Source organism: Mucilaginibacter sp. PAMC 26640 (assembly GCA_001596135.1).
Classification (GTDB): domain Bacteria; phylum Bacteroidota; class Bacteroidia; order Sphingobacteriales; family Sphingobacteriaceae; genus Mucilaginibacter.
In genome coordinates, this window is the sequence record CP014773.1 from 2127886 (window position 1) to 2153814 (window position 25929).

Sequence of the window (25929 nt, forward strand, 5' to 3'; positions counted from 1 at the left end):
AAAATGCCAACAACAAGATTAAATGTTGCCCTTCGGAAGAAGCTTGATAGTTATTGTAGGACGGATGATGGCATTGCCAAGAAATGCTTTATTCCCGAACTTGAGCAGCGATTCGACATTATTTGCATTAAAACTTGTTTGAGCTGAATAGTTTTGTATATAAATTACAGGAATGATTATAGATATATTTTTGTAGGCCTTCGTTTTGGCATAGTTGGATAAAGTAGTACATTCATCAAATTGAATTTTCCTGGTTGCATATATTTTTGTAAATAAACTATCAGCACTATCAGAGAATTTTATGCTGGTCACTTTAGAATTACTATCAATATCTATTTTTATTACAGTAAACGTGGAGGTGTAGCACTTATTCCAAAAATCCGGATTGTAAATTCGCCTGTAGACAGAGTTTTCAAAATCAGTAAGTAAGCTGTCTTTACTAATAACTGCCTTTAGTCGAGTATTTAATCCGAATGGGTGTTTTTGTTGTGCTTGAGCAATATTGGTAATAAGATATATTATCACGCAAATTGTGTTTCGTATAATAGCTAATTTAGACATGTTAGTTAGAGTTACACCTTTTACCTTTTGGCCCTACTGAATAGGCCAAGTTAGTAGAATCAAAAGATCCGGTAAGACTTAAATCATTTTTGATAGTGTTTGCGAACGTATCAGTAAATTGCAATCCACCTAATGATACGTTTTTTGCTTCCACATCACTTAATCCAGGAAACATCTGTTGTAAAGCCAGAGCCATTTGAGTAACATACTTGATAGCCATATCCTCATGTTGTAACCGATCCGCTGTTCCACTAGCCATTAAATACGCGTGAAGGGATTCATGCATTATTACTCTGGCAATATATTCTTGAGAATAATTGGGCAGATGGTTTAGATCTAATTGTACAGTAACATTTAGCCTAACATCAATTATACCGCCATTCGGGTCAGTAAAACCATCCGCATATGACGGCAAAGTGCTGACATCAATAAAGTTTAAATTCATCTTAGTTGAGTTTTCAAAGACACTGGTAATTAGCGAATTTATTTTATTGACAACTCCTGATAAAATAGTTGAATTTACCATACTTTTCAAACATGAAAGGGGTCGCCACACACAAAAATAGCGATGAGTCACCCATCGCCATTAAATCTTCCGCTCCCCCTTCAGGGGGCTGGGGGCTAAAATCTTTCTCTCAAAAACTCTCCGGTAAAGCTATCGGCCTTTTTAATCAGATCCTCCGGTACACCTTCAAATACGACGTTACCGCCGCGGTTGCCACCTTCGGGGCCGATGTCGATCACCCAGTCGGCGCATTTGATCACGTCCATATTGTGTTCTATCACAATAATGGTATTGCCGTGCTCTAAAAGGGCATCAAACGATTTCAGCAGCTTTTTAATATCGGCAAAGTGCAGCCCTGTTGTAGGCTCATCAAAAATGAAGAGCGTTTTATGCGTGTTATTGCCCTTTACCAGGAAGGATGCCAGCTTAATACGTTGTGCCTCACCGCCGGAGAGCGTATTGCTTGACTGCCCCAATTGTACGTATCCCAAACCAACATCAACCAGTGGTTTTATTTTGGCCAGGATTTTAGGTTCTTTGGCGAAGAATTCGAGTGCCTCATCAATAGTGAGCTCCAGCACTTCAGATACGTTCTTTTCGTTGTACTGCACATCCAGGATATGCTGTTTAAAGCGTTTGCCGTTACAAGCCTCGCAGGTAAGGAAGATATCGGCCATAAACTGCATCTCTATCTTTACTTCGCCTTCGCCCTGGCAGGTATCACATCTGCCGCCTTCCACGTTGAAGGAGAATGCGGATGGTTTCAACCCGCCGGCTTTTGAAACCGGCAAAGCTGCATACAGGTTGCGGATCTCGTCCCAGGCTTTTACATAAGTAACCGGATTTGATCTTGATGAACGGCCTATAGGGTTCTGGTCTACTAGTTCTACCTGCTCTATTTTGGCATAATCGCCCTCCAGGCTATCAAAGCTGCCGGTTTGCTCACCATTGTAATTGCCCAATACCTTTTGCAGGGCAGGTGCAAGCACACGTTTTACCAAACTGGTTTTACCAGAGCCCGATACGCCAGTAACCACCGTAAGCACACCCAGTGGGAATTTTGCATCTACATGGTTAAGGTTGTTTTCGCGGGCACCTTTTATTTCAATAAAATCGTTCCATTTGCGGCGCTGTGCTGGGATGGCGATTTCTTCGCGGCCACTCAGATATTTACCGGTAAGGCTGTCATCATCTACAATAATTTGCTCATAGGTGCCGGTAAAGATCAGGTTTCCCCCATGTGTACCCGCTTCTGGGCCGATATCTATAATATGGTCGGCGGCTTTCATGATCTCTTCCTCGTGCTCTACCACCAGCACGGTATTCCCAACATCGCGCAGGGATTTCAACACGTGCACCAGCCGCTGTGTATCACGCGGATGCAGGCCTATACTCGGCTCATCTAATACATAAATGGACCCAACCAAACTACTGCCCAGAGAAGTGGCCAGATTGATACGCTGCGACTCACCGCCAGAAAGGGTATTGGATAACCGGTTCAGTGTTAAATAACTCAAGCCCACATCATTCAAAAAGCTTAAGCGGTTGGTGATCTCTAACAGTAACCGTTTACCCACTTTAACATCCGTAGGGCTTAAATTAAGGCTGCTGAAAAACGCCAGTGCGTTATCCAAAGGCATCAGTACTACATCGGTGATTGATTTACCATCGATCTTTACATAGGATGCATCCTTGCGCAAGCGGCTGCCCTTACATTCGGGGCAGGTGGTTTTGCCGCGATAGCGCGATAGCAAAACCCGGTATTGAATCTTGTAGGTTTGCTCTTCCATCTCCTTAAAAAATTCATTAAGGCCACGGAAGTGCTGGTTACCGGTCCACAGTAATTGCTGCTGCGCTTCGGTAAGCTGATTATACTGGCGATGAATAGGGAAATCGAATTTAAGCGAGCTTTTCACCAGCTTATCGTTCCATTCGCGCATTTTTTCGCCGCGCCATGGGGCAATAGCACCCTCGTACACGGTTTTACTTTTATCAGGAACTACAAGGTCGTGGTCAATACCAATTACCTTACCATAGCCTTCGCATTTTTTGCAGGCACCATAAGGGTTGTTAAAGCTGAAGAAATTTGGTGACGGCTCTTCAAACCGGATATCATCCAGCTCAAAGCGATCGCAAAAGAAGCGTTCGCTCTCTGTTTCAGCTTCCGGTTCCCGGTAACGCACGTAGCAATCGCCCTTGCCTTCAAAAAAAGCAGTTTGGATACTGTCACCTAAACGGCTCACCGTTTCGTCCTCATCGTTTTTAGTGATGCGATCGATAACAATACGTACCGGTAAGCTATGGGTAGATAGCTGCGTGTTGTGGGCCGTTACCTGGCTCTCTGCATTCTGACTGTCAATCTCCGCCTGTACCGCTTCTTCCGCTTTTTGTTTTTTAGTTTTTGCTTTAGGCTTGGGGCCATCCGCTACTATTTCATTGATCGTTTCTGCCAGTAAATTCGCATTCAGGCTTTCATCCTCCAGTAAAGATTCAATACGGTTTAACTCGCCATTGATCTCTACCCGGATAAAACCCTTTTGCATCAGCACCGCCAGTTCTTCTTTTAAGCTGCGGTTATTGTGGGGGTGCAGCGGACAGAGCACAGTTACCTGCGTATCCTGCGGCAGGCTCATGATAAAATTGATCACATCGGTAACGCTGTCTTTTTTTACAATACCACCGGAAATAGGCGATACGGTTTTCCCTATCCGGGAAAACAGCAGCTTTAGGTAATCATAAATCTCCGTGCTGGTGCCCACGGTGGAGCGCGGGTTGCTGGTGATCACTTTCTGCTCTATAGCGATAGCCGGGGCAATACCTTTGATATAATCTACATCGGGCTTGTTCATGCGGCCCAAAAACTGGCGCGCATAGGAGGAAAGGCTCTCCACGTACCTGCGCTGACCCTCGGCGTACAAGGTATCGAAAGCCAAAGAGGATTTGCCGGATCCCGACATGCCGGTGATGACCACCAGTTTGTTTTTGGGGATAGCCACATCCATGTTTTTTAGATTGTGTACCCGGGCTCCCTTTATAATGATATGCTTTTGCGGATCTTTTTCTGCTTCCTTGATCATTTGCTGTTAGTGTTGTCCATAGTCGATAGTTAGCGGACCATAGAAAGAACCGATTTAATTGATTAAAGTTTAAACCTCTGGCACAAACCATCGTCTAAACATGAAACGATTTACTATGGGCTACGGTCCATTATCTGTGGACGCTTTGGAATTGCAAAAATCCTAAAATTTTTAGCCTTATCCAAATAGCCCGGCAGATTAGTATTTGGTTTATAGAACGTTTATAAAATACTTGCACTTTGCTGACACGTAACTTTATGTTCAAAGATGACATACCACTCCCCAAAAAATATTTGTTTTTATTTTTTAAAAATATTATATTTGAGGGTAACAAAATTCTTAACCCGAAAAGAAAACGCTATAGATAGAACTCTACATTTAATAACGACAAAAAATTAACTTTAGTTTATTAGTAGCTTTCTATGGATTTTCAATTGAAAAGTGATCAGGATCTAATCCATCTATATATCGCCGGAGACGAAGCAGGACTTGTGGAGCTTATCCGACGTTACCAATCCAAAATATATACTTCTATTTACCTGCTCGTTAAAGACGAGGCATTGGCCGAGGATATTTTCCAGGACACGTTTATAAAAGTTATTAACACGCTAAAAGCCGGCAAATATAACGAGGAAGGTAAGTTTTTGCCTTGGGTAACCCGTATAGGCCATAACCTGGTGATTGACCATTTTCGCCGTGAAAAACGTGCGCCTATGGTTAGCAATGGCGATGACTTTGACATTTTTGAAGTGTTGGGCAATTATGATGAAAGCGCGGAGGACCGGCTGGTGCGCGAGCAAACGCATAAAGACCTTAAAACATTGATACAGTTGTTGCCATCGGAGCAAAAAGAAGTGCTGATTATGCGCCATTTTGGTGATATGAGCTTTAAAGAAATTGCCGACGTTACCGATGTGAGCATCAATACCGCTCTTGGCCGAATGCGCTACGCCCTGAATAACCTGCGCAAAATGATGCAGACTAAAGAGTTGAGTTTAAAGAATTAAGGATAGGGTCTACTGATCAGTCAGACCTTCCGTTTAACGAAGAAATTGATGGCCTTGGCGTTCGCGCTAAGGCCTTTTTATTTGCTATCCGTCGGGTTGAAACCAACAGTAATGAAGCAGCAAGATGGTCTATAGATAGTTAAGGTGGATTTGCTATCCTGCTTCGTTGCCGTCCCATTTAGGAGACGGATAATAGATGTGACAACATATACGCTATCTCTTAGGGTAAATAGATTCGTCCCTTCGATACATTGCCATTACAAGCGTTACCATTTTGTTATAGGTATCAATACCCTGGGGTTGGTTATTGGCTTTTAAAAAGTTATCGTAAAATATGCCGGTGATCTCGTTCAGCTTGTTTTGGTAGCTTTGCCAGTACAGCCGCTCCTCCTTAAAATCTTTTTTTACATCTGCGGAGATGCGGAGCCTCATTTGTTTGTAAAGGAGGCTGTCGGCCCCGCGCAGGGTGAACATAAACTCGCCAACTGCCAGATGATAAGCAGAATACCGCAATAGTTTGTCTTTAGCTGCTGTAGCTGCTAAAAAACCGGCAAAGTTGGCTTCATCCTCGGGGCCGTACCCCGCCTGGTGCGACATTTCGTGGCAAGCCACAAATGGCCTTGCAAACACGGGTTGCTCATAATTCAGCTGCGCCTCGGTGGTAAAAGGATTGTAATAACCGGATGTGCCAATGTAGTTGATGATCGGCGTTAACAGCGATGGCTTTAGGCCAGGGCTATAGGTTTTGAAGCTGACCGAGTTGCCGCCCAGCGCTATTAATGCCTGCTTTGCACGGATATAGATGGTATCGTTGGTTTGCCTGAAGTCGGCGGGGGAGAGCCGACTGCGGGTGAGGTTGGCGCTATCGATTAAAATGTTGGTAACGGCCTGTAATTCGGCTATGCTAAATTTGCTTTCCTTCAGGTTTAGCCTTTCCGCAGCGGATGGGCGGAAATAATTCATTCCCCATAAAACATAAAACAGCAGGATAGCCGTTTGCATGCCAATGACCAGACCTGTGATCAACAGGCCTGAATTCAAAAATTGTTTTTTAAACAGCAGGCTAATTAGCCTCACTAACAGGTAAATAAGGTAAACTACTACTGCAATGTAAAGCAAATCGCCCAGGCTGAAAGGGACCACGTTAAAGACTGGGTGCAACACCTTGCAGATCAACGGGTATAGTCCTTGCGAATAATACTTTTCTACCGCGTAAGGATGCCCGGCAAACACCATTAGCAGGTAAATGGCTAATGCCAGGGCTGCCATGATGATGGCGCGTTTTAAAAAAGTCTTTTTAGCGAAATAACTCTTCATTTAGTCGCGTAAATATATCTGAAATTGCGCAGTCGTCATCCTTAACTTGTTTTGGCAACCCACGGTAGGGGTGTAAATTTTGCAGGTTACTTTGCAACGGTTGTCAAAACGAACTTTGTGTGCCAGAATTTAACGCCCCTACAAACCAAAAAGCCTCCTGTTGTGCAGAAGGCTTCTTGATATTGTTTTTATTTTACTTATTTAACCGAAACCGGAACCGATAATTTATCCCAGTTTAAAGTAAAACCTTTTGCGGTAATTTTGTAAACCAAACGCTCGTTCATTGCCGATGCTACCGGTTTAACGGTTACGCGCAACGCATCCTGAGCTTCTTCATATTTGTAGGCACCCCATTGTTTAGCAACTTTGTTAAAAATAACTGTCCAGGTGGTGGCAGTTGGGATAGCGAAGAAACCGTAAGTACCTGCAGCTAATTTCTTGCCTTCAACCATGATATCTTTACTGGTTGTAAATACGGTAGCTTCGTTAGCGCCTGCACGCCAAACTTTTCCATATTTTTCCAAGTCGCCAAATACCTTGCGACCCTTTACAGATGGGCTGCCGTAGTTAATACTGATGGTTGACCCGGCTACCGTACCGCTAACGCTATCGCGCGGACTCGGCATTGGTTTTGTTTGCGCAAAAGTTGCGGCTGAAATTAATAAGGCCAACACAAAAAATGCTGCTGCTTTTACTTGAAATGATTTTCTCATAATGTTAATGCGTATTAAGTTGTAGTATAAATTTATACCGGTTTTTAATTGTTGACAAATATAACCGCAAAGGGTTTAATCCGCTAATGCTAACCCAAAAATATCCACTCCAAAACAAACTAAAATTTAGCGACCGATAGAACTTTAGTCTGACGATAGTGCTTTTTCAGCAGAACCTACATTGCAGTTAGGAATTGACCGAAAGGTTAAACAATTGTTGTGAGTTTTGGCCCCTTGTTCTTAACAGGCAAGGGGTTTTTTATGTAAAAATATCTTCAACTACTGCACCTTAAATGTAATTACAGATCGGCCCGGGTTGCCCGCCGTATCAATCCCCTCCACTATCACCCGGTAACTGCCGGGGGCATTACCATTCCCAAAGCTAAAGCTGGTGTGGCCATCTTTATCGGTAGTTAAATTGGGGTTCCAGTAAACCGTGCCGCGGGAGTTGTTGACCTGCTCACCTGCTACCTTATACTTGGGCGAGTAGAACTCACGGGACTTATAATAACCGGGAGGCCTTATGGATACCAGCCCTGGTGACATAGCGCTTACCGCCATGCCGTCATCATCTGCCGAATCGCCCTGCCGGCTCGTTAAAACAACAACCCCCGCCCCGCCAATAATGCCGTAGATAGCGGCATTATTGCCTTTTAGGATCTCTACCGTTTCTATTTGATTGGGCAGATACAAATCAAGTGTTGCATCTCTTACCAGAAGACCGTCAACCACCAATTGCATGGGCTCGGGCCCCGTACTAGTTGCGCTCGCTATCAGGCTGCTGGTAGCATAAACTTTTCCATTTACTATTGTTGCTCCCCGTATTTTGCCGGCCAGCGCAGCCGTAAGATTAGGCGAATCTTTAAACTCCTTTCTAAAAAACACCTGGTCGGCGTTGCCTGCCCCATTAAGGCTGGTGGTGCGGTACGTTTGTTTAACGTTTATAGGTTTCTGGTCGGTGCCTTTGGCCTGGTTGATGCTGATCTCATTGTTGCCCAAACCTGCGACTGTTGTCAAATTTTCGTCCAGACTGCTTAAGGGTTCTCTATTTGGATTTATGGCGACGGCTTTTGCGTTTTTATCCATCAGAACTACGGCTTTATTCTTAATGGCGCCGTTCTCTATTTTTATCAAAAATTTGGCACGGTCGGTATAACCCAGATCAGCAAAAACCAATTTGCCGGAATTATCGGTGAGTACCGTTAATGATTGCCCGCTCTCCGGCAGCAACAGCGTCACTTTTTCCTGGGGCAGGGCCTTACCGTCTTTTGTATTTAAATGTCCGCTGATCAGCATACCGTTTTCGGGTTTAAAGGCGAAAGCAGGTTCAGTATCATTTAGTAAGCCGGCCCAGGTAAAGCGGCGGTAGCCCTGTGTAAGCAGCAATATATCCAGGTTGGTATTAGCATCCGCTGCGCCTGTAAAGTAGTACCCGGGCTGCTCGATGTAACCTTTTACTGCTGAAGTAAGCAACAAATCGGTAAGGATATTATGACCGGTATTTTCATCGCTTGCCAGTGCGCTTTCATTTAAAACGGCAACAGAAAAATAGCCGGGGGCAGGTGTTTCACTTGCCTTTGCATTTAAGTCAATTTTTATAACGTCATTGGTGGCGTAAACCGGTTTATCGCTAACCAGCGCTAAATTCAATAAATCATCATTCCTTATGAAAACCAAGCGCTCATTAGCCGGGCTCCCATCGGGGCCAAAAACGGTGATCTGCAAAACGCCGGTCTTTAGGTCTTTTTTGGGCAGATCAAAACCAATTACCTGGTTGTCCAAAACTGTTTTTACTGTTTTAACAACGCCATCCTGGTACATTACCACGTTAAGCTCTTTGTTCTTGTTCTCCAGATAAAAAGGCTTGTTGGCATTTATATCGATAGAAAGTTTACTTTCCGACTGGTTATTAACGGTCAGTGTCAACCCTTTCTCATCAACTTTTGGCAAATCAATTTTCGCTGTAGAGCCATCCAAATAAGTAACCCTGGCGGAGTATGTTTTGCCTGCCTCCGGGGTAATGAAAAACTGCCCCATACCTAAATGGGCCGTGGTAAATTTAGTGATTTCAGTGCCCGTGTTATCTTCAACAATCCCTTTGACAGCAACAGCCAAACCATCTGGACCTATTGCCTTAAAGGCCACACGTGCCGGCAAAGCGGTTACCATAGTACCACCTTCGGCAAAAAACTGCACATCGGGGTTGGTAACACCCTTAGCAGCATTATTTACCCGGGCTATGCTTTTACCTGTAACCGGTATTATTCTATCGAAAAAATATTTATCACCGGTATTTTGCATCCACTGTGTGTAGGCCCTCACCCTGAAATTACCCTTCGGGGTATAAGCGGGCAGGGCGAAATCACCCGCGGCCATACCATTGCTTAATTGTAGTATGATACTTTGCATCAGCGAATCATTTTTGCTGATCAGATCCACATGCAATAAGCTGCTTATTTTGGTTAGCTCATGGTTTTCACCGGCTGTAACATAGGCTTTAAAATATAGGGTATCGCCGGGGTTGTAGCTTGGCTTATCAAAATGAAGGTACGCCCTCTCGATGATCTTGCTGGTAGAAAGCGTGCGGAGTTTATCTACAACATCCTTTACATTAATTACATTTTGAGCATTGACATGCAGGTGCAGGGATACGATCGTAAAAAGCAAGATCAGCGGCTTACTCATAAGGCAGGATTTTTTTGTAAAATAATTGCCGGCTGGTAAAACCGGGTTTATAATTGGCAAATAAATGTACTGATTTTCAGCCTGCTAACACAAAAATTTTAAGATTTTTATCGAGTTTAGGCTATCCGGCGTCCCTGATCTCTTCCCAGTAAAGTGTTTCCTGGTAAAGACTGTTTTTAATGGCCACCTGGGCTTTAATTTTATCAAGCTCGGCTTTGACCTGTTCGGGGAGAAGCCCCGCGTGGATGGTATAATAGTAAATGGCATAGCCGGTTTTACTATTAATGAATTTGTAATGTTTATCAGCAGTATCCATAGTTGAAAATGCTTAATGTCATTATAATATAAACTGCCGGCATTTTGTTTTAGTATGTAGTAAGTGCATTAATTTACCTTGCCATGCTGAGGCACGAAGCATCTGTTAATCGATAGCTTGGCAGGCGTAAGGCATGGCACTTAATAGATCCTTCCTTCGTCGGGATGACAAAGTTGCTGAGGCACGCCTTGTCATTCTGATGTACGGAGCATCTGCTGGCGGGTAGCTTGGCAGGCGTAGGCATTGCACTTAATAGATCCTTTTTTAGCCAGGATTCACAAAACCAGCTTATCAAAAGCTCCCCCTTCAGGGGGTTGGGGGGCCAGTCGCCTGCCCGTGTTCGGGCATGTTCGGGCTGTTTACGCGCGTTCGGGCCGTTTGGAACGGTGATTTTTTGCGGAACGCAAACAAGAATGTGCCCATTACTTCGGCAAGCCAGGGCAATAAAAAACCGCCCTATTAGGGCGGCTCAAAATTATCTGTTCCTCATCTGAAATCTGCATAGCTGAAAATCAGCAGATCTGCTAAGTACCGTATTCTGTGGTGGTTACTTCGCTTTCTTCAAATTCATAATCAGTTAACGGCGGACATGAGCAGATCAGCGTACGGTCGCCATAAGTATCGTTCACGCGGCCCACCGATGGCCAGAATTTGTACTGAGCTACATACGGTAGCGGGAAACCTGCTTTTTGGCGGGTATACGGGTGCTCCCATTCGTTTCCGGTAATGACGGCTGATGTATGGGGTGCGTTCTTTAATGGGTTGTCGGTTTTGTCTAACAGGCCATTTTCTACATCCTCAATCTCGTGGCGGATGGAGATCATTGCATCGCAAAAACGGTCAAGTTCATGCTTAGGTTCTGATTCGGTTGGTTCCACCATTACCGTACCTGCAACCGGGAACGATACCGTAGGGGCGTGGAAACCATAATCCATTAGTCGCTTGGCAATATCTACCACCTCTATGCCGTAAGCTTTAAACGAGCGGCAATCCAGGATCATTTCGTGTGCGCATCGGCCATTTTTCCCCGTGTACAATACGTTATAATGATCTTTGAGGCGGGTTTTAATATAGTTGGCATTCAGGATAGCGTAACGGGTAGCATCGGTTAAGCCGGGGCCGCCCATCATAGCGATATAAGCATGGGATATGATCAGGATAGAAGCAGAACCCCATGGTGCCGACGACACCGCATGGATGGCTTTGCCGTTATCTATATCAACCACGGCGTGGCCTGGAAGGTATGGCACCAGGTGCTTAGCCACACCGATAGGACCCATACCCGGGCCGCCACCGCCATGCGGAATGCAGAAGGTTTTATGCAGGTTAAGGTGGCATACATCGGCACCAATATTAGCCGGGCTGGTTAAGCCTACTTGTGCGTTCATATTGGCACCATCCATATACACCTGGCCGCCGTGGGAGTGAATGATCTCGCAGATCTCGATGATCGACTCTTCAAATACGCCGTGGGTGGATGGGTAAGTTACCATCAGGCAGCTTAGCTCGTTCTTATATTGCTCGGCGCGGGCACGCATGTCCTCCACATCGATATTGCCGTTGTCATCGCATTTTACTACAACGATCTTCATGCCGGCCATAGCTGCAGATGCAGGGTTGGTGCCGTGTGCAGACGAAGGGATCAAAGCAATGTTACGGTGGGTGTCGCCCCGGTCATGGTGATAAGCGCGAATCACCATCAATCCCGCGTATTCGCCCTGTGCACCGGCATTTGGCTGCAGACTCATGGCTGCAAAACCAGTGATCTCACTCAGCCATTTGTTCAGCTCATCAAACAACTGCATGTAGCCGCCAACCTGGTCGGTTGGCGCAAACGGGTGCATTTTGCTGAACTCCGCCCAGGTAACAGGTACCATTTCGGTAGTGGCGTTCAGTTTCATGGTACAGCTGCCCAAAGCGATCATGGAGTGGCAAAGCGATAGATCTTTAGCTTCTAAAGATTTAATGTAGCGCAGCATTTCATGCTCGGAATGGTGGGAGTTGAAAATGGCATGGCTTAGATAAGGCGAGGTGCGCTGCAGTTCTGCAGGGATCACGCTTTGGATATCGCCTTTCAGTTCGTCGAAATTAGCATCAGCCAGGCTTTTGCCTTTTACCTTGGCAAAAAACCTCACAATGTTCTTCACATCCTCAGGAGAGGTAGTTTCATCCAAAGAGATGGTAACCTCGCTGCCGGTGTAATGGAAATTAGATTCGTTATTTAAAGCCTCCGAATGGATAGGCCCGGCCAGTACGCCAAGGTCAAACTTTAGTGTATCAAAATAGGTCTTATTTAGCTGTTCGAAACCCAGTGCATTTAGCGAGTTAGCCAGCAATACGGTTAAGCCATGGATGCGCTCGGCTATCAGTTTAACCCCTTTAGGGCCATGGTATACGGCATACATACCGGCCATGATAGCCAATAGCGCCTGTGCGGTACAAATATTAGAGGTTGCTTTATCGCGGCGAATGTGCTGCTCGCGGGTTTGCAGGGCCATGCGCAATGCATAGTTACCGGCTGCATCTATGGTTACCCCAATGATGCGGCCGGGCAGAGAGCGTTTATATTCTTCCTTAGTAGCAAAGAACGCAGCATGCGGGCCACCAAAACCCATTGGTACGCCGAAGCGCTGGGTGCTGCCCACAACAATATCTGCACCCCATTCTCCCGGGGGAGTTAACAGGATCAGGCTCATGATATCTGCAACTACGGTCAGCTTAATGTTCTTACTGTGCAATTGATCGGCAAAGCCTTTGTAATTGTACACCTCGCCATTACCGGCAGGGTATTGTACAATAGCACCAAACATGTCATCGGTAAGTTCCACATTGGCGTGATTACCTATTTGCAGCTTAATACCGTAAGGCTCGCTGCGGGTTTTCAGGATATCAATAGTTTGGGGAAACAGCTCCTCGCTCACAAAGAACACATTGGCTTTTGTATTTTTGCGGAGGCTGTATTGCATAAACATAGCTTCGGCAGCGGCAGTACCCTCATCAAGCAGAGATGCGTTAGCAATTTCCATCCCGGTAAGTTCTATTACCATGGTTTGGAAGTTAAGCAATGCCTGTAAACGGCCCTGTGCAATTTCGGCCTGGTAAGGCGTGTATTGCGTGTACCATCCCGGGTTTTCCAGGATGTTACGCTGGATAACTCCCGGCACAATTACATCATAATAACCCTGGCCGATGTACGATTTAAAAACTTTGTTTTTAGAGGCCGTAACCTTTAGTGTATTCAAATAATCGAACTCGCTTTTGGCGGCAGGCAGGTTCAAAGGTGCTTTAAGTCTGATACCGGCCGGAACGGTTTGGTCTATCAGTTCATCAAGCGTTTCCACACCGATGGTTTTTAACATTTTATCGGTATCAGCCTGGTTAGGGGCGATGTGCCTGTGCTGGAATTGCTCCTGGTAATCTATGTTCAGCTTCATGAAATGGGTGTACCTTAAATTTAGCGCAAAGGTACTATTTTACGTATTGAATAACAATTGGGTAATGTTTTAGTGACACTGCATTTACAAGCTGATTTTGTACTTCAAAAGATCTATTCAGATTCTGTTTTTTTGGCGGGTTTTACTTTTACGATTCCGTTCAATCGCTTGGTTTTGCCCGCCGATATTTTGACAGTAATCAGCAATGCCTGCAACGGGCCGGTGCATTTTAAGAAGCCATAAAATTGACCGCAGCGAATGGCATCGCCGTGAATGATTTTATAATTCAAGATAGCGGATTGAGCGTAGCATACTGCAATGGCGAAAGCACCCGCACAGAAGTAAAGTGGCAACAGGTGTTTTCCCCAACAACATTTTATTAACCTATCAACAGGTTATGCTGCGCCATTTAACGGCGACTATAAAGGGAAGCAAATGCCAGCTGAGGTATATTTATTACTTCATTGATTTTTGCAGCAACAACCGCCTCTCCGGTATTATCACAATTCTCCGTTACGCCAACTGCCGCAGATACATTTGAATCGTGTTCTCTAACCCAAAATACAGCGCATCGCTGATCAGCGCATGGCCTATGCTTACCTCGTCCAAAGCAGGGATACGCTGCGCAAAATATTTAAGATTATGCAGATCAAGATCATGCCCTGCGTTGATGCCCAAGCTTAAACGTTGGGCAGCCTCTGCTGCTGCTACATAGGGCGCTATGGCTGCTGCTTTATCAATGGTGTAATGAGTGGCGTAGGCTTCGGTATACAATTCAATCCTGTCTGTGCCCGTTGTAGCGGCAGCCTCCACCATCTCCACAATTGGATCAACAAAAATGGAAACGCGGATGCCTGCATCTTTAAATACCTTAATAATATCCTGCAAATATTGCTGGTGTTTTATAGTATCCCAGCCGTGGTTGCTGGTTATCTGACCCAAAACATCGGGCACCAGGGTTACCTGCTCCGGTTTACTAGCCAGTACAAGTTCTATAAACTTTTGTTCTTCACAATTACCTTCGATATTGAATTCGGTGGTAATAACCTTCTTCAGTTCAAATACGTCGGCATAGCGAATGTGGCGCTCGTCCGGCCGTGGGTGCACCGTGATGCCTTCTGCACCAAAACGTTCGCAGTCTGTTGCCACCCGGATCAGGTCGGGGTTATTACCGCCGCGTGAATTGCGCAGGGTAGCTATTTTATTAATGTTGACAGATAAACGGGCCATGGCACAAAGTTAACAGATACAATTATAACAAAGTGTTTAAACTATAAGTTTATAACGCAATTTGGGTTTTACCATTTGTTGCTTGCTATTACGTTTTAGCCGATTTACTTGCATTATATATCGTAATAGTTTCTTTAATTCGTCTGTTTATTCAACTATTTATTCAATATATTCGTAATAGTTATATATTCAGACTACCATTGACAGCTCCTCCAATACCATCAAATGAAAAACAGCGCCTAAAAGCGCTGGATGATTATGCTATTTTAGATACGCTGAGCGAAAGTGAATTCGACAGGATCACAGAACTTGCGTCCATTATCTGTGAGGTGCCTATTTCTTTGGTTTCTTTGGTTGATGAAAAACGGCAATGGTTTAAATCTGTATTGGGGCTTGATGTGCGTGAAACTGCGCGTGAGATTTCCTTTTGCCGGTACGCCATTTTAGATACCGGTTTAATGGAGGTTCCCGATGCTACTCAGGATCTTCGTTTCCAAAACAACAGCCTGGTAACTGGCGCTCCGGATATTCGTTTTTATGCAGGTTACCCCTTAATAGATCCTGAAGGGAACGCCTTAGGTACGCTCTGTGTAATAGACCGCAAACCGAGGGAGCTAACCGAAAAGCAAAAGAGGGCCATGCAATTGCTGGCACAGGAAGTGATGGTGCTGATAGCCGAGCGACGTAAAAAACAGGAACTGGTTAATTTCGAAAAACTCTTTAACCTGTCTAACGACTTGCTTTTTGTAGGTGGCAACGATGGTTATTTCAAGAAGATCAATCCTGCCTTTACAACATTAATGGGCTGGGATCAAGAATATCTGCTAAACACCTCTTCCTTCACATTTATCCATCCGGATGATATAGAGGGTACTTCCAGGCAACTGCAAAAACTAGCTAACGGGGAGGCTGTTGTAAATTTTCTGCAGAGATTTAAGACGAGATCAGGGGCGTACAAAACCATTCAGTGGACTTCAACCCCAGAAGCAGGTACCGGTAATATTTTTGGGATAGGCCGAGATGTTACCGAACAACAAGAGATGGCGGTGACGCTTAACCGAACCCGGGAAATGCTGGAGCGCACCAACCAGGTGGCTCGTGTTGGCGGCTGGGAAGTTAATCTTAAAACTCAGCAGGTATCGTGGACGGCGGTTACCAAAGAAATTCATGGGGTACCCGCAGATTATACGCCAAACCTGGCTACGGGGATAGATTTTTATAAGAAAGGTGAAAGTCGTGATAAAATTGCAAGAGTAATCAATGAGGCCGTTACCAATGGCACGCCCTGGAGCGAGGAATTACAGATCATTAATCAACAAGGGAAAGAAATTTGGGTACGGGCACTAGGTTATGTAGATTTTGAAAATGGCGTTTGCAACAGGCTTTACGGCACTTTTCAGGATATCGATGATTATAAGCGTGCCGAAATAGCACTCCATAAATCTATTATCCAGCAGCGTAAGCTAAACGACGAATTGAAGGTACAGGTTCAGCTTGTACGAGCAAAGGATAAAACCATAGAGGATATCCGCGAATATAAATTTTTGGCTGATTCGATCCCGGAGATTATCTGGACATCCAATCCTGATGGGAGTATTGACTATTACAATCGCTACTGGTTTGATTATACCGGCCTGACTTTTGAAGAAACCAGGGAATTTGGATGGCCGATTGTTTTGCACCCGGATGATATAGATAAAAACCGCCAAAAATGGCATCATTGCATGGCGACAGGAGAAGGTTATGAAAGTGAATTACGTTTCAGGCGTAAATCTGACGGTACCTATCGCTGGCACCGGTCGCGCGCGCTGCCGATGAGAAATGACGAAGGCCGAATTGTAAAATGGTTTGGATCATGCACGGATATCGATGAGTATAAGCGCGCCCTGGATCTGGAAAACCGGATCAGTCAGTTTGAAGATTTCAACCGGATTATAGCGCATAACCTGCGCGGGCCGGCCGGCAGTATTGGTATGCTGCTGGGTATGATAGCCGAAGAGGAAGATGCGACGGAGAAAGAAAATTTGTTTGATATGCTTACAACCAGCAGCGATACTTTAAACGAAACACTTAACGAATTGATGCGGGTGCTGGAAGTGCGCAATAATAAGAACATGACCTTTGATCATTGTTTCTTACCGGAGATTGTAAATATTACCGATGCTATGCTGAAAGGGCAGATCGCATCCAAAAAAGCGGTCATTACCACAGATTTGCAGGTGCTGAGCATGAAATTCCCGAAAATGTACCTGGAGAGCATATTTTACAACATGGTGAGCAACGCACTAAAATACAGCCAGCCGGGTTTATCCCCGCAGATCAACATAGGCTCTAAAATAGTGGACGGACGGGTTGTGCTTGCTTTTACAGATAATGGGCTTGGGATAGATCTGCAACGCCATGGCCAAAACATGTTCAAACTCAATAGCGTGTTTCACAAAGGGCATGATAGCAAAGGCGTAGGCCTGTTCATGACCAAAACGCAGATAGAGACCTTCGGCGGGAAGATCTCAGTTGAGAGCGAGCCGAATGTGGGGAGTACGTTTACTATAGTGTTTTAGGCGGAAGGTTTCCGTAAACCCGATAAGGCGCAAACTGGATAACTGATATCTCCCTTGCACAGTGCAAACATATTGACGTAATTATTAGTTTTGTGGTAAAGCACCAGCATTATGCCCTACACCTGCCCTAAATGCGAACGCGAATTAGTGAGCGAAACGCAAAGCCACTACTGTGCTAAGGTCAGCCTTGATGATCTGTTTAAGGGCAGATCGGCGGAATTGGTGCTGCTGTTTGATAAGCTGCTGGCAGACGTTGCCGACTGGCCCGGTGTACTGGTAGGCATCACTCCAAATTGCATCACTTTTGTGCACCGGCAAACTTTCTTTGTTATTCGCCCCATGCAAAAACAGCTCGATCTGAAGTTTTACTCCACTGAAAAAATGGAAGGCCCGCCCGTCTTCAAAAGCATAGCTACTGCTGGGAGGTTTCAAAATAATCTGCGCATAAGTAGCACCCACGATTTAAGGCCGCAACTTTTTAGTTGGATAAGCAAATCTTACGAGCTTTTGTAAATCTTCCGTCTTTAATAACCAATAGCTCTCCTCGTTATGAAACTGGCTAAAACCTTGTTTACGCTACTTATGCTTTTATGCTGCTTGCCCCAGGGAAAAGCACAAAATAATTATGCGCAACTAACCAACTACCAGCAATTTTACGGGATAGCCCGGGGTTTTGGCAAAAGCTGGATCACACTACGGCGGTTTGAAGATCACAGCCGCTATTTTATTCTATTAGTCAATCCGCAAACGCTCGAGACGCGGGTTGACCTGGCCGAATCGTACCAGGTACAGCCAATGAGCATGAAAGGCATCCGGAGTATGTTTAAAGCTAGTCCGTATGGAAAGGCGTTGATGAAATCCGAGCAGCAGTCTGTGCAGATCCAGGATGCGGGAATTGAAAGCGGGGTACCCAAAGATGCAGGTATCAGTTTAACCGCCGATCTTTGTCCGGCACACCGCCCGCTGGACAGGCGTATTTTTACTGATATCATAACAGGCTTTCAAAAAGTGGAGCGGCCGGTACCGATAGCCTTATCGGTAAGCGGCATCTGGATGCAGCACCACATTGCCGACCTGGACTGGCTGAAGCAATTGCAGCAGAACCATGAGATCAACATCACCTGGATCAACCACTCCTACAACCACCGCGTAAGCGCCAAAGCGCCGCTCAAAACAAACTTCCTGCTGGAACCGGGCACTGATGTCAACTATGAAGTGCTGGAAACTGAAAAAGCGATGCTGAAAAATGGACTGCTGCCCTCGGTGTTTTTCCGGTTCCCGGGGTTGGTGTCAGATCAGCAACTCGTATACAAGATAACCAATTTTGGCCTGATCCCCGTCGGGACAGATGCATGGCTGGCCAAAGGCCAGCAACCGCATGCAGGCAGCATCGTGCTCATCCATGGCAACGGTAACGAACCCACCGGCGTAGCGGATTTCATTAAACTGCTACAATCCAAAGCAGGCTCCATCGCCAACAAGCAATGGCTGCTGTATGATCTGCGGGAAACTGTGGAGGATGAATTTGAGGGAGGGAAGTAATGAAGTTGCTTATCTATCCCGTGGAATTCCGATATACATCGCCATGACCCTGCCGATGCCCCCCCTGCCGTCGTGCTGAATTTATTTCAGCATCCCACAGGACAAGTGAACCTTATGACCGTACTGATGCCCCAGCCGTCGTGCTGAATTTATTTCAGCATCCCACAGGACAAGTGAACATTAACCCGTGGGATGCCGATACCCATCTGAATGATTGTACTGGTGCCCCCCCGCCGTCGTGCTGAATTTATTTCAGCATCCCACAGGACGAGCGAATCTTATCTAAAACCATGCCGATATGCATTGGCATGACCGTACTGATTCCCTCCGCCGTCGTGCTGAATTTATTTGAGCATCCCACAGGACAGTGAACCTTTTCCCATGGGATGCCGATATGCATCGGCATGACGGCGTATAAAAACCAAAAAGGGATCCGGCTCTCGCCAAATCCCTCTTCTTAATATTACCTTGATTCCTGACTCTTACAGTCTTGAACCTATTCCTTAGTAGCGGTAGTATTCAGGTTTAAACGGACCGTCTACAGTTACGCCGATATATTCAGCCTGGTTTTGATCTAAAACTTCCAGTTCAACACCAATTTTAGCAAGGTGTAAACGGGCAACTTTTTCATCCAGATGTTTTGGCAAAGTGTATACTTTGTTTTCGTAAGCATCAGCATTGGTCCAAAGTTCAATTTGAGCCAAAGTTTGGTTGGTGAATGAGTTACTCATTACAAAGCTTGGGTGGCCGGTAGCGCAACCTAAGTTTACCAAACGGCCTTCTGCCAGTACAATTACGTCTTTACCGTCAATGGTATATTTATCAACCTGTGGTTTGATCTCAATTTTGCTGTCGCCATAGGTGCCGTTTAACCAGGCCATATCAATCTCATTATCAAAGTGACCGATGTTACAAACGATCGCTTTATCTTTCAATGCACGGAAATGCTCTTCGCGAACGATGTTCATGTTACCGGTAGCAGTAACAACGATATCAGCCTCAGCAATAGCGGTAGAAAGTTTCTTCACTTCAAATCCTTCCATAGCTGCCTGTAATGCACAGATAGGATCGATTTCGGTAACGATAACGCGAACACCTGCATTACGCAGAGAGTCTGCAGAACCTTTACCTACGTCACCGTAGCCGCAAACAACACCTACCTTGCCAGCCATCATTACATCGGTAGCACGACGGATAGCATCAACCAAGGATTCGCGGCAACCGTATTTGTTATCGAATTTTGATTTGGTAACCGAATCGTTGATATTGATAGCAGGCACCAATAAAGTACCGGCTTTCATACGCTCGTACAAACGGTGAACACCTGTAGTGGTTTCTTCAGATAAGCCTTGTATGCCGGCAGCCAGTTCAGGGTATTTATCAAACACCATATTGGTTAAATCACCACCATCATCAAGGATCATGTTTAAGGGTTGACGGTCTTCGCCAAAGAATAAAGTTTGCTCGATACACCACTCAAATTCTTCTTCGTTCATACCTTTCCAGGCATAAACAGCAGTACCGGCAGCAGCAATAGCAGCAGCAGCGTGATCCTGAGTAGAGAAAATGTTACATGATGACCAGGTAACCTCTGCACCGAGTGCCTGCAGTGTTTCAATCAAAACAGCAGTTTGGATAGTCATGTGTAAACAACCTGCAATACGTGCGCCCTTTAAGATCTGGGCAGGTCCGTATTCTTCACGCAGAGCCATTAAGCCCGGCATTTCTGCCTCGGCCAATTCAATTTCTTTGCGGCCCCAGGCAGCAAGTGAAATGTCTTTCACTTTATTTTTAACGTATGTTGTCTCTAATGTCGACATAGCTTATTTATTTTTTTATCAAAAATAGGTATTATAATGTGCAAACAAAAAATTGCCTGCTTGCAGGAACCCTTTATTGCCCTAGGGCAACTGCTATTCAGCTTTAAATGCACAGCAACGATAAATATTCAACTACATCCTTTTTACTGCATGGTCCTTGGCCGGAACTGTTTGGAGGTAGGCATAAATAGCATCTATCTCCTGCCTGTTCAGCATGTCAAATTTGGGCATCGGGGCCTTCAGCTTTCTGTGCGGGGCATCACCGTTTTGCAGGGCATTATAAAACTGTTCCTGGGTGTAGTCGCCGATACCAGTATTCTTATCAGGGGTGATGTTGGACGCAGGAACTTCGGTGCCGTTTTCGCCCTTCATTTTAATTCCGCCTGCCAAGTAGCCCTTGCTTTGATCCGGATACAGGTAATTTAAGTTGGTGAGTTTGTTGGAGTGGCAATGGAAACAGCCGAGGTTATCTACTAAGTAATAGCCGGTTTTTACTTTGTCGCTCGCAGGCGGAAGTGGTACGCTGGCCTGATAGGGCACAGGTTTAGCTTTTAAATTCATGAAGGCTTTGCCGATGAAGGTTAGTTTTGTTGGGCCTACAGTTGTATCAGCTGCGGCAACAGCAGCATCGCCCGAGCGGAAGTAGGCAATCATCGCGTCGATATCGCTATCGGCCATGTTAGGGCGAATCATATAGGAAAGGAAACGGCCATCCCGGGCCACACCGGTCTTGATCAGGTATTTTACTTCCGCATCACTGTATAGTGGCATAATGCCATTGGTTTTTGAGTGGGTGAGGTTGGAGGAGTAGATCTTCCCGGCAATACCTGGCACATCCTCTATATGGGTGCCAATAAATTTGTTGATTTTCCTATCATAATGGCAGCCCGCGCAAACACCAAAAGCCAGTACTTTTCCGCGGGCAACGGTGCTGGCCGTAGTGACCGCTTTGTAGCTGCTAGTAGTAGTAGCAAATTTGGTTTTACAACCGATAACTATGATGGCCATCATGGCGCTGATAGTAAACGTTATACTTATTTTTTTCATAGCGTTCTGCTTTGAAGTACTACGGGGTAAACAGTTTTTTGTTTGCATCGTTCTCACGCTCAGCTATAAAAAACAATAATGTGTAGCATTCCTAAATATGCCTCCGTAATACCGTTATAAACTTTAATACAAACACCTAAAACCAATGTTATGAAACGTAGAACACCGTTGCTGCTATTTGTGTTGCTTATCATCGCGTTAGCTGCCTGTAATAAAAGTAACATCAAACCTGATACTGGTAAGGATCTGGTGCTTACCGCTGCCGAGCAGCAGAAGGTAGCAGCGGATAATGCTTTTACACTTAAATTATTTAAAGAGATTTTTTCAGTTGAAACCGGTGCCAGGAACGTTTTTATATCACCCCTAAGCGTAAGCTTCGCAGTTGGGATGACGGCCAATGGTGCTAAAGGCACCACGCTGGATGGCATTAACAGTACCATGAATTTTTCCGGCTTCACCCAGTCGGCCGTAAATAGTTACTATAATAAACTGATCACCGAGCTGCCACAAATGGATCCTAATACCAAGCTCGGCATAGCCAATTCCATCTGGTACCGGCAAGGCATGGAGGTGGTACCGCAGTTTATAGAAACCAATAGCACAAATTACCAGGCCAGGGTGCAGGCCCTGGATTTTACCAGTGCCACGGCAAAAGACCAGATCAATAATTGGGTAAGTGAGAAAACGAGTGGGAAGATTCCCGCTATTGTTGATAACCTATCTGCTGATGCGCAGATGTATCTTATCAACGCCATCTATTTCAAAAGCATCTGGAAGAACAAATTTGATGTAGCTAAAACTCAAAAAAAGGCGTTTACGCTGGGGGATAACAGTACAGTCCAAGCCGATTTTATGAGCGGAAACCTTAACTATAATAATAATGTAATTACCGAAGGGGGCAAAGCCACCATCATAGCCGAGTTTCCATACTCAAATAACAAATTCAGCATGGTAGCTGTAATTCCGGATGCAGGCGTATCAATAAAACAATTGGTGGCCGGCATAGATTCTGCAAAATGGAAAAGCTGGATGGGCGGACTGGGTGCTCAGCATGGGCAGGTTAACTTGCCGAAGTTCAAATTTAGTTTTGCTAAATCAATGAAAGATCCGCTGATTAATTTGGGTATGAGGACTGCCTTTAGCGACATGGCTGACTTCAGCGGCATCCGCGCAAAAGGGGAACTAAAAATTTCTGAAGTGAAGCATAAAGCTTATGTAGAAGTGAATGAGCAGGGTACCGAGGCTGCGGCTGTAACTTCTGTAGAAATAGGTGTCACTGCAACCGAAGCCATTCCCGAGCTCAACCTTAACCGCCCCTTCCTCTTCGTGATCCGCGAAATGAAAACCGGGCTGATCTTATTTGCAGGCGTGGTAAATAACCCGTTGCTGGCAGGGGAATGATCATACTTTGTCATTCTGAGGAACGAAGAATCTGGTAAGGGCTATTTTGGTTTGCTGCCTGTAATTAGTTTAAAAGATGCTTCGTTCCGCAGTTTGACAGGTTGATTGTTACACAATAACCCCACCCATAAGCGGGTCGGTAAAGCTTGCTTTGCCTGTTTCTACCCGGCCTGCGTAGCGCTTTTCAAAATTCACGTGTCCTTTTACCTTCACGCTGAAATCGTACCAGCCGTGGCTCTTGGCCAGATCTAGTTTCATGGTTTGCGGGGCAAAACTTTCGCCTTGTATAGTCATATTTTTTGTTCCGGTTTTGTACGCATTGTCAATCACTTCAACCGTCAATGGCGTTTGATTGCCCGGAATGGCGAAAGTAAGCACTAAACTACCGTCTATCACATGATTTGTATGCTGATACCCTGCAAACACATCAAGGGATGGGTCTGCAGCGCTGCCTTTATATTCGCGGTAAAAACCGTTGGGGCCGTAGGCGCGCAGGTGGTATTGGCCATTCTCAAAATCGGTCAGTCGCCACTCATCCGTTAGGCTATCGCCAGCGGTGAGGGCATAGCTCCAGGTGCGCACAGCCTCCATTTGCTGCGGATCATGAAATGCAACATGCTTACCCGGTGCATAAACGTTAAATGGCGAGCCGAGCGATGCCTTGCCAAAAGCTTTATCGCCGGCTTTAAAGCTGATCACAAATGACTTTTTATCTTCGCTTAGCTTTCCATCAGCATAAAGTTCGTAAGCTAAAGCACTGGATGGTTTGATGCCTTTTTCCTGCTGCGGCATGTGCGGCGATGCGTGCCTGGTATTTTTGATCAGGCTGATATCGGCATCATTGAGTTGCGGAAAGGTTGGTAGCTTTTTAAATTGTGCCTTATGGATGCTTTCGGCATAGGCGTCCCTGTCTAAAAAAGGAGGGATGGTTGTTTTTTCGCCCGTATAGGGGCGAAATACCGAGGTGAGGTCGCCGCAAACGGTGCGGCGCCAGTCGCTGATGTTTTCTTCCTTAACCGTTTTGCCGGTTTTCTGCGCGATAAAGGTTTCCAGGAACTGCAGGCAGGAGGTATGATCAAATACCTCTGAATTTACATACCCGCCCCGGCTCCATGGGGATGCGACAACCATCGGTACCCTAAAACCAAGACCGATGGCATTCTCGCGATCGTATTTCTTGGGGAAGTTATGCCTATCCTGTTCCTGCTCCAGCGTTACAAATTCCACCCGGGTATCCAGCCCATTAGATACTTTGCCGGTGCCGGGTTTATGCGAGTGCGGCGCAACAAAAGGAGGAATGTGGTCAAAGTATCCGTCGTTCTCGTCATAGGTTAAAACAAAGATGGTCTTCTTCCATACGTCCGGGTTTTGCGTAAGGATATCCAGCACTTCAGATACATACCATGCCCCGTACCATGGCGCACCGGGGTGGTCGCTAAAATTTTCGGAACCTACCAGCCAGGATACAGTTGGGAGATTTCCATTCTTTACATCCTGCCGGAATTGATGCAGAACATCGCCTTTAGGTACCTGCATTTCGCGCGGGGTACCATTATCGTTATATTTAAGAGTACTTAGCTCGTGGTAATGTGGATCGTTCTTATTGGTATCAAATGCTTTTTTGTGGATGCTTTTAGCCTTTGGCGATAGCCTGTCGAACGCGCCTGCTGCGATCAGCTCCGGGTTATTTTTAATATCAGCAAGTTCATCCTGCAAATCTTTTAGTTCGCGTTTTAGCTTCCTCAACTGCTTGTCGTCAGCTGTCGCACTGCTCAATTTATTTTCTGCTTCTGTTATTTTAGCAGGGAGCACTTCCAGCCGCTTTTTCAGATAAATGGTGTGCTTATCATGCAGCCGGGTATGGTATTGCTCAAAAAACTCCAGGGGATTATCGGTAAAGTTAGAAAGCCATGCATCCTGCTCACCCTCAAAACCTACGGGGATACTCAGCTCATTTTGGTAGCATTTCCAGGAAATACCGGCTTCTTCCAATCGCTCGGGATAGGTCGTCCAGTTGAGGGTGCCAAAATCAGCATCCTCGTTCCAAACCCAGGCCCTGGCCTCCTCATTTTGCTTTTCGCGGATGGTGCCACTCCAAAAGAAAAGCCTGTTGGGAGTGGTGCCCGTTAGAGATGAGCAAAAATTCTGGTCGCACACCGTAAAGGCATCAGCCAGCGCATAGTTGAAGGGCAAGTCGGCGCGGGTATGGTAGCCCAGCGTTAGCGGCATATCTTTATAATCGGGGTGGCCAGATTGTTTTTCTATCAGCCACTGGTCAAACTTGCCATCGTTGCGCGCATTTACCTGGTTATTCCAGCTGTGCGGCAAGGAGTTCATCCAGGTAGCTTTGGTATTGTTGATATCCAGGTGAAACGGTGCAAAGGTTTCTCCCTTTTTGTTCGTTTGCAGCCAAACGGGATTTTTATTAGGCAGGTCGATAGCCCTCGGGTCGTTAAAGCCGCGTACGCCTTTCAGCATACCAAAGCAATGGTCGAATGAACGGTTCTCCTGCATCAGCAGCACAATGTGTTCGGCATCTTTCCAGGTACTGCCATGAGCCGGGTTAATGGCTAAAGCTTTTTGGATAGAGGCAGGTAATATGCTGCTTAATCCGGCCGCACCGGTAAGCAGGGCTGCTTTTTTAAGGAAATCTCTGCGGGTATTCAACATGGGTTAAAGATATTAAAACAGGCTGTATAAGTAAACAGCCGGG

17 protein-coding genes are annotated in these 25929 nt (G+C 45.6%); 5 read left to right on the forward strand and 12 right to left on the reverse strand.

Annotation, left to right across the window (positions count from 1 at the left end; translation table 11 throughout):
* Window positions 1-18: 18 nt before the first annotated feature.
* From A0256_09110 to A0256_09120, 3 genes are all read right to left on the reverse strand, one after another.
* Entirely contained in the window at window positions 19-561 is a 543-nt protein-coding gene (locus A0256_09110) for a hypothetical protein (GenBank protein AMR31571.1), read from the reverse strand.
* 1 nt (window position 562) lies between these two features.
* The gene (locus A0256_09115) at window positions 563-1087 is read right to left on the reverse strand and encodes a hypothetical protein (GenBank protein AMR31572.1); all 525 of its coding nucleotides are present in this window, start codon (window positions 1085-1087) and stop codon (window positions 563-565) included.
* A 95-nt stretch (window positions 1088-1182) separates the two neighbouring features.
* The gene (locus tag A0256_09120) at window positions 1183-4140 is read right to left on the reverse strand and encodes an excinuclease ABC subunit A (protein ID AMR34489.1); all 2958 of its coding nucleotides are present in this window, start codon (window positions 4138-4140) and stop codon (window positions 1183-1185) included.
* 425 nt (window positions 4141-4565) lie between these two features.
* Here A0256_09120 and A0256_09125 point away from each other — a divergent pair, with 425 nt between their 5' ends.
* Window positions 4566-5150, forward strand: a complete 585-nt coding sequence (locus tag A0256_09125) for an RNA polymerase subunit sigma-24 (GenBank protein AMR31573.1) — start codon at window positions 4566-4568, stop codon at window positions 5148-5150.
* A gap of 213 nt (window positions 5151-5363) precedes the next feature.
* Here A0256_09125 and A0256_09130 read toward each other — a convergent pair whose 3' ends face one another.
* The 6 genes from A0256_09130 to A0256_09155 all read right to left on the reverse strand — a co-directional run bounded on the left by A0256_09130 (window position 5364) and on the right by A0256_09155 (window position 14845).
* Entirely contained in the window at window positions 5364-6467 is a 1104-nt protein-coding gene (locus tag A0256_09130; GenBank protein ID AMR31574.1) for a hypothetical protein, read from the reverse strand.
* Window positions 6468-6664: 197 nt separating this feature from the next.
* Entirely contained in the window at window positions 6665-7180 is a 516-nt protein-coding gene (locus A0256_09135) for a hypothetical protein (GenBank protein ID AMR31575.1), read from the reverse strand.
* Between the two features lie 279 nt (window positions 7181-7459).
* Entirely contained in the window at window positions 7460-9925 is a 2466-nt protein-coding gene (locus A0256_09140) for a hypothetical protein (GenBank protein ID AMR31576.1), read from the reverse strand.
* Window positions 9926-9986: 61 nt separating this feature from the next.
* Window positions 9987-10181 carry a hypothetical protein gene (locus tag A0256_09145; protein ID AMR31577.1) on the reverse strand — a complete coding sequence of 65 codons (195 nt, stop codon included), beginning with the start codon at window positions 10179-10181 and terminating at the stop codon, window positions 9987-9989.
* A gap of 524 nt (window positions 10182-10705) precedes the next feature.
* Window positions 10706-13615 carry a glycine dehydrogenase (aminomethyl-transferring) gene (locus A0256_09150; GenBank protein AMR31578.1) on the reverse strand — a complete coding sequence of 970 codons (2910 nt, stop codon included), beginning with the start codon at window positions 13613-13615 and terminating at the stop codon, window positions 10706-10708.
* A 513-nt stretch (window positions 13616-14128) separates the two neighbouring features.
* Window positions 14129-14845, reverse strand: coding sequence for a pyridoxine 5'-phosphate synthase (locus A0256_09155; GenBank protein AMR31579.1), 717 nt, complete (start codon window positions 14843-14845; stop codon window positions 14129-14131).
* 200 nt (window positions 14846-15045) lie between these two features.
* On the opposite strand from A0256_09155, the gene A0256_09160 reads away from it, so the two are divergent.
* From A0256_09160 to A0256_09170, 3 genes are all read left to right on the forward strand, one after another.
* Window positions 15046-17406, forward strand: coding sequence for a hypothetical protein (locus A0256_09160; protein AMR31580.1), 2361 nt, complete (start codon window positions 15046-15048; stop codon window positions 17404-17406).
* Between the two features lie 111 nt (window positions 17407-17517).
* Window positions 17518-17919 (forward strand): hypothetical protein, encoded by a 402-nt coding sequence (locus A0256_09165; GenBank protein ID AMR31581.1) that lies wholly within the window; start codon window positions 17518-17520, stop codon window positions 17917-17919.
* Window positions 17920-17988: 69 nt separating this feature from the next.
* Window positions 17989-18948: a polysaccharide deacetylase gene (locus A0256_09170; GenBank protein AMR34490.1), complete on the forward strand. Its 960-nt coding sequence runs from the start codon at window positions 17989-17991 to the stop codon at window positions 18946-18948.
* Window positions 18949-19451: 503 nt separating this feature from the next.
* Here the strand turns inward: A0256_09170 and A0256_09175 are convergent.
* Window positions 19452-20768 carry an adenosylhomocysteinase gene (locus A0256_09175; GenBank protein AMR31582.1) on the reverse strand — a complete coding sequence of 439 codons (1317 nt, stop codon included), beginning with the start codon at window positions 20766-20768 and terminating at the stop codon, window positions 19452-19454.
* 132 nt (window positions 20769-20900) lie between these two features.
* Window positions 20901-21815, reverse strand: a complete 915-nt coding sequence (locus A0256_09180) for a hypothetical protein (GenBank protein AMR31583.1) — start codon at window positions 21813-21815, stop codon at window positions 20901-20903.
* Between the two features lie 150 nt (window positions 21816-21965).
* Here A0256_09180 and A0256_09185 point away from each other — a divergent pair, with 150 nt between their 5' ends.
* On the forward strand, window positions 21966-23216 hold the full coding sequence (locus A0256_09185; protein ID AMR31584.1) for a proteinase inhibitor I4 serpin: 1251 nt from the start codon (window positions 21966-21968) through the stop codon (window positions 23214-23216).
* 108 nt (window positions 23217-23324) lie between these two features.
* Here A0256_09185 and A0256_09190 read toward each other — a convergent pair whose 3' ends face one another.
* Window positions 23325-25883, reverse strand: a complete 2559-nt coding sequence (locus tag A0256_09190; GenBank protein ID AMR34491.1) for a phospholipase C, phosphocholine-specific — start codon at window positions 25881-25883, stop codon at window positions 23325-23327.
* Window positions 25884-25929 lie beyond the last annotated feature (46 nt).

Excerpts from the sequence above, each read along its gene's own strand:
- A0256_09110 (AMR31571.1), bottom strand. The coding sequence starts at position 561 with ATGTCTAAATTAGCTATTATACGAAACACAATTTGCGTGATAATATAT.
- A0256_09185 (AMR31584.1), top strand. The coding sequence starts at position 21,966 with ATGAAACGTAGAACACCGTTGCTGCTATTTGTGTTGCTTATCATCGCG.
- A0256_09125 (AMR31573.1), top strand. The coding sequence starts at position 4,566 with ATGGATTTTCAATTGAAAAGTGATCAGGATCTAATCCATCTATATATC.
- A0256_09170 (AMR34490.1), top strand. The coding sequence starts at position 17,989 with ATGCTTTTATGCTGCTTGCCCCAGGGAAAAGCACAAAATAATTATGCG.
- A0256_09135 (AMR31575.1), bottom strand. The coding sequence starts at position 7,180 with ATGAGAAAATCATTTCAAGTAAAAGCAGCAGCATTTTTTGTGTTGGCC.
- A0256_09145 (AMR31577.1), bottom strand. The coding sequence starts at position 10,181 with ATGGATACTGCTGATAAACATTACAAATTCATTAATAGTAAAACCGGC.
- A0256_09150 (AMR31578.1), bottom strand. The coding sequence starts at position 13,615 with ATGAAGCTGAACATAGATTACCAGGAGCAATTCCAGCACAGGCACATC.
- A0256_09155 (AMR31579.1), bottom strand. The coding sequence starts at position 14,845 with ATGGCCCGTTTATCTGTCAACATTAATAAAATAGCTACCCTGCGCAAT.
- A0256_09165 (AMR31581.1), top strand. The coding sequence starts at position 17,518 with ATGCCCTACACCTGCCCTAAATGCGAACGCGAATTAGTGAGCGAAACG.
- A0256_09175 (AMR31582.1), bottom strand. The coding sequence starts at position 20,768 with ATGTCGACATTAGAGACAACATACGTTAAAAATAAAGTGAAAGACATT.
- A0256_09130 (AMR31574.1), bottom strand. The coding sequence starts at position 6,467 with ATGAAGAGTTATTTCGCTAAAAAGACTTTTTTAAAACGCGCCATCATC.
- A0256_09115 (AMR31572.1), bottom strand. The coding sequence starts at position 1,087 with ATGGTAAATTCAACTATTTTATCAGGAGTTGTCAATAAAATAAATTCG.
- A0256_09180 (AMR31583.1), bottom strand. The coding sequence starts at position 21,815 with ATGAAAAAAATAAGTATAACGTTTACTATCAGCGCCATGATGGCCATC.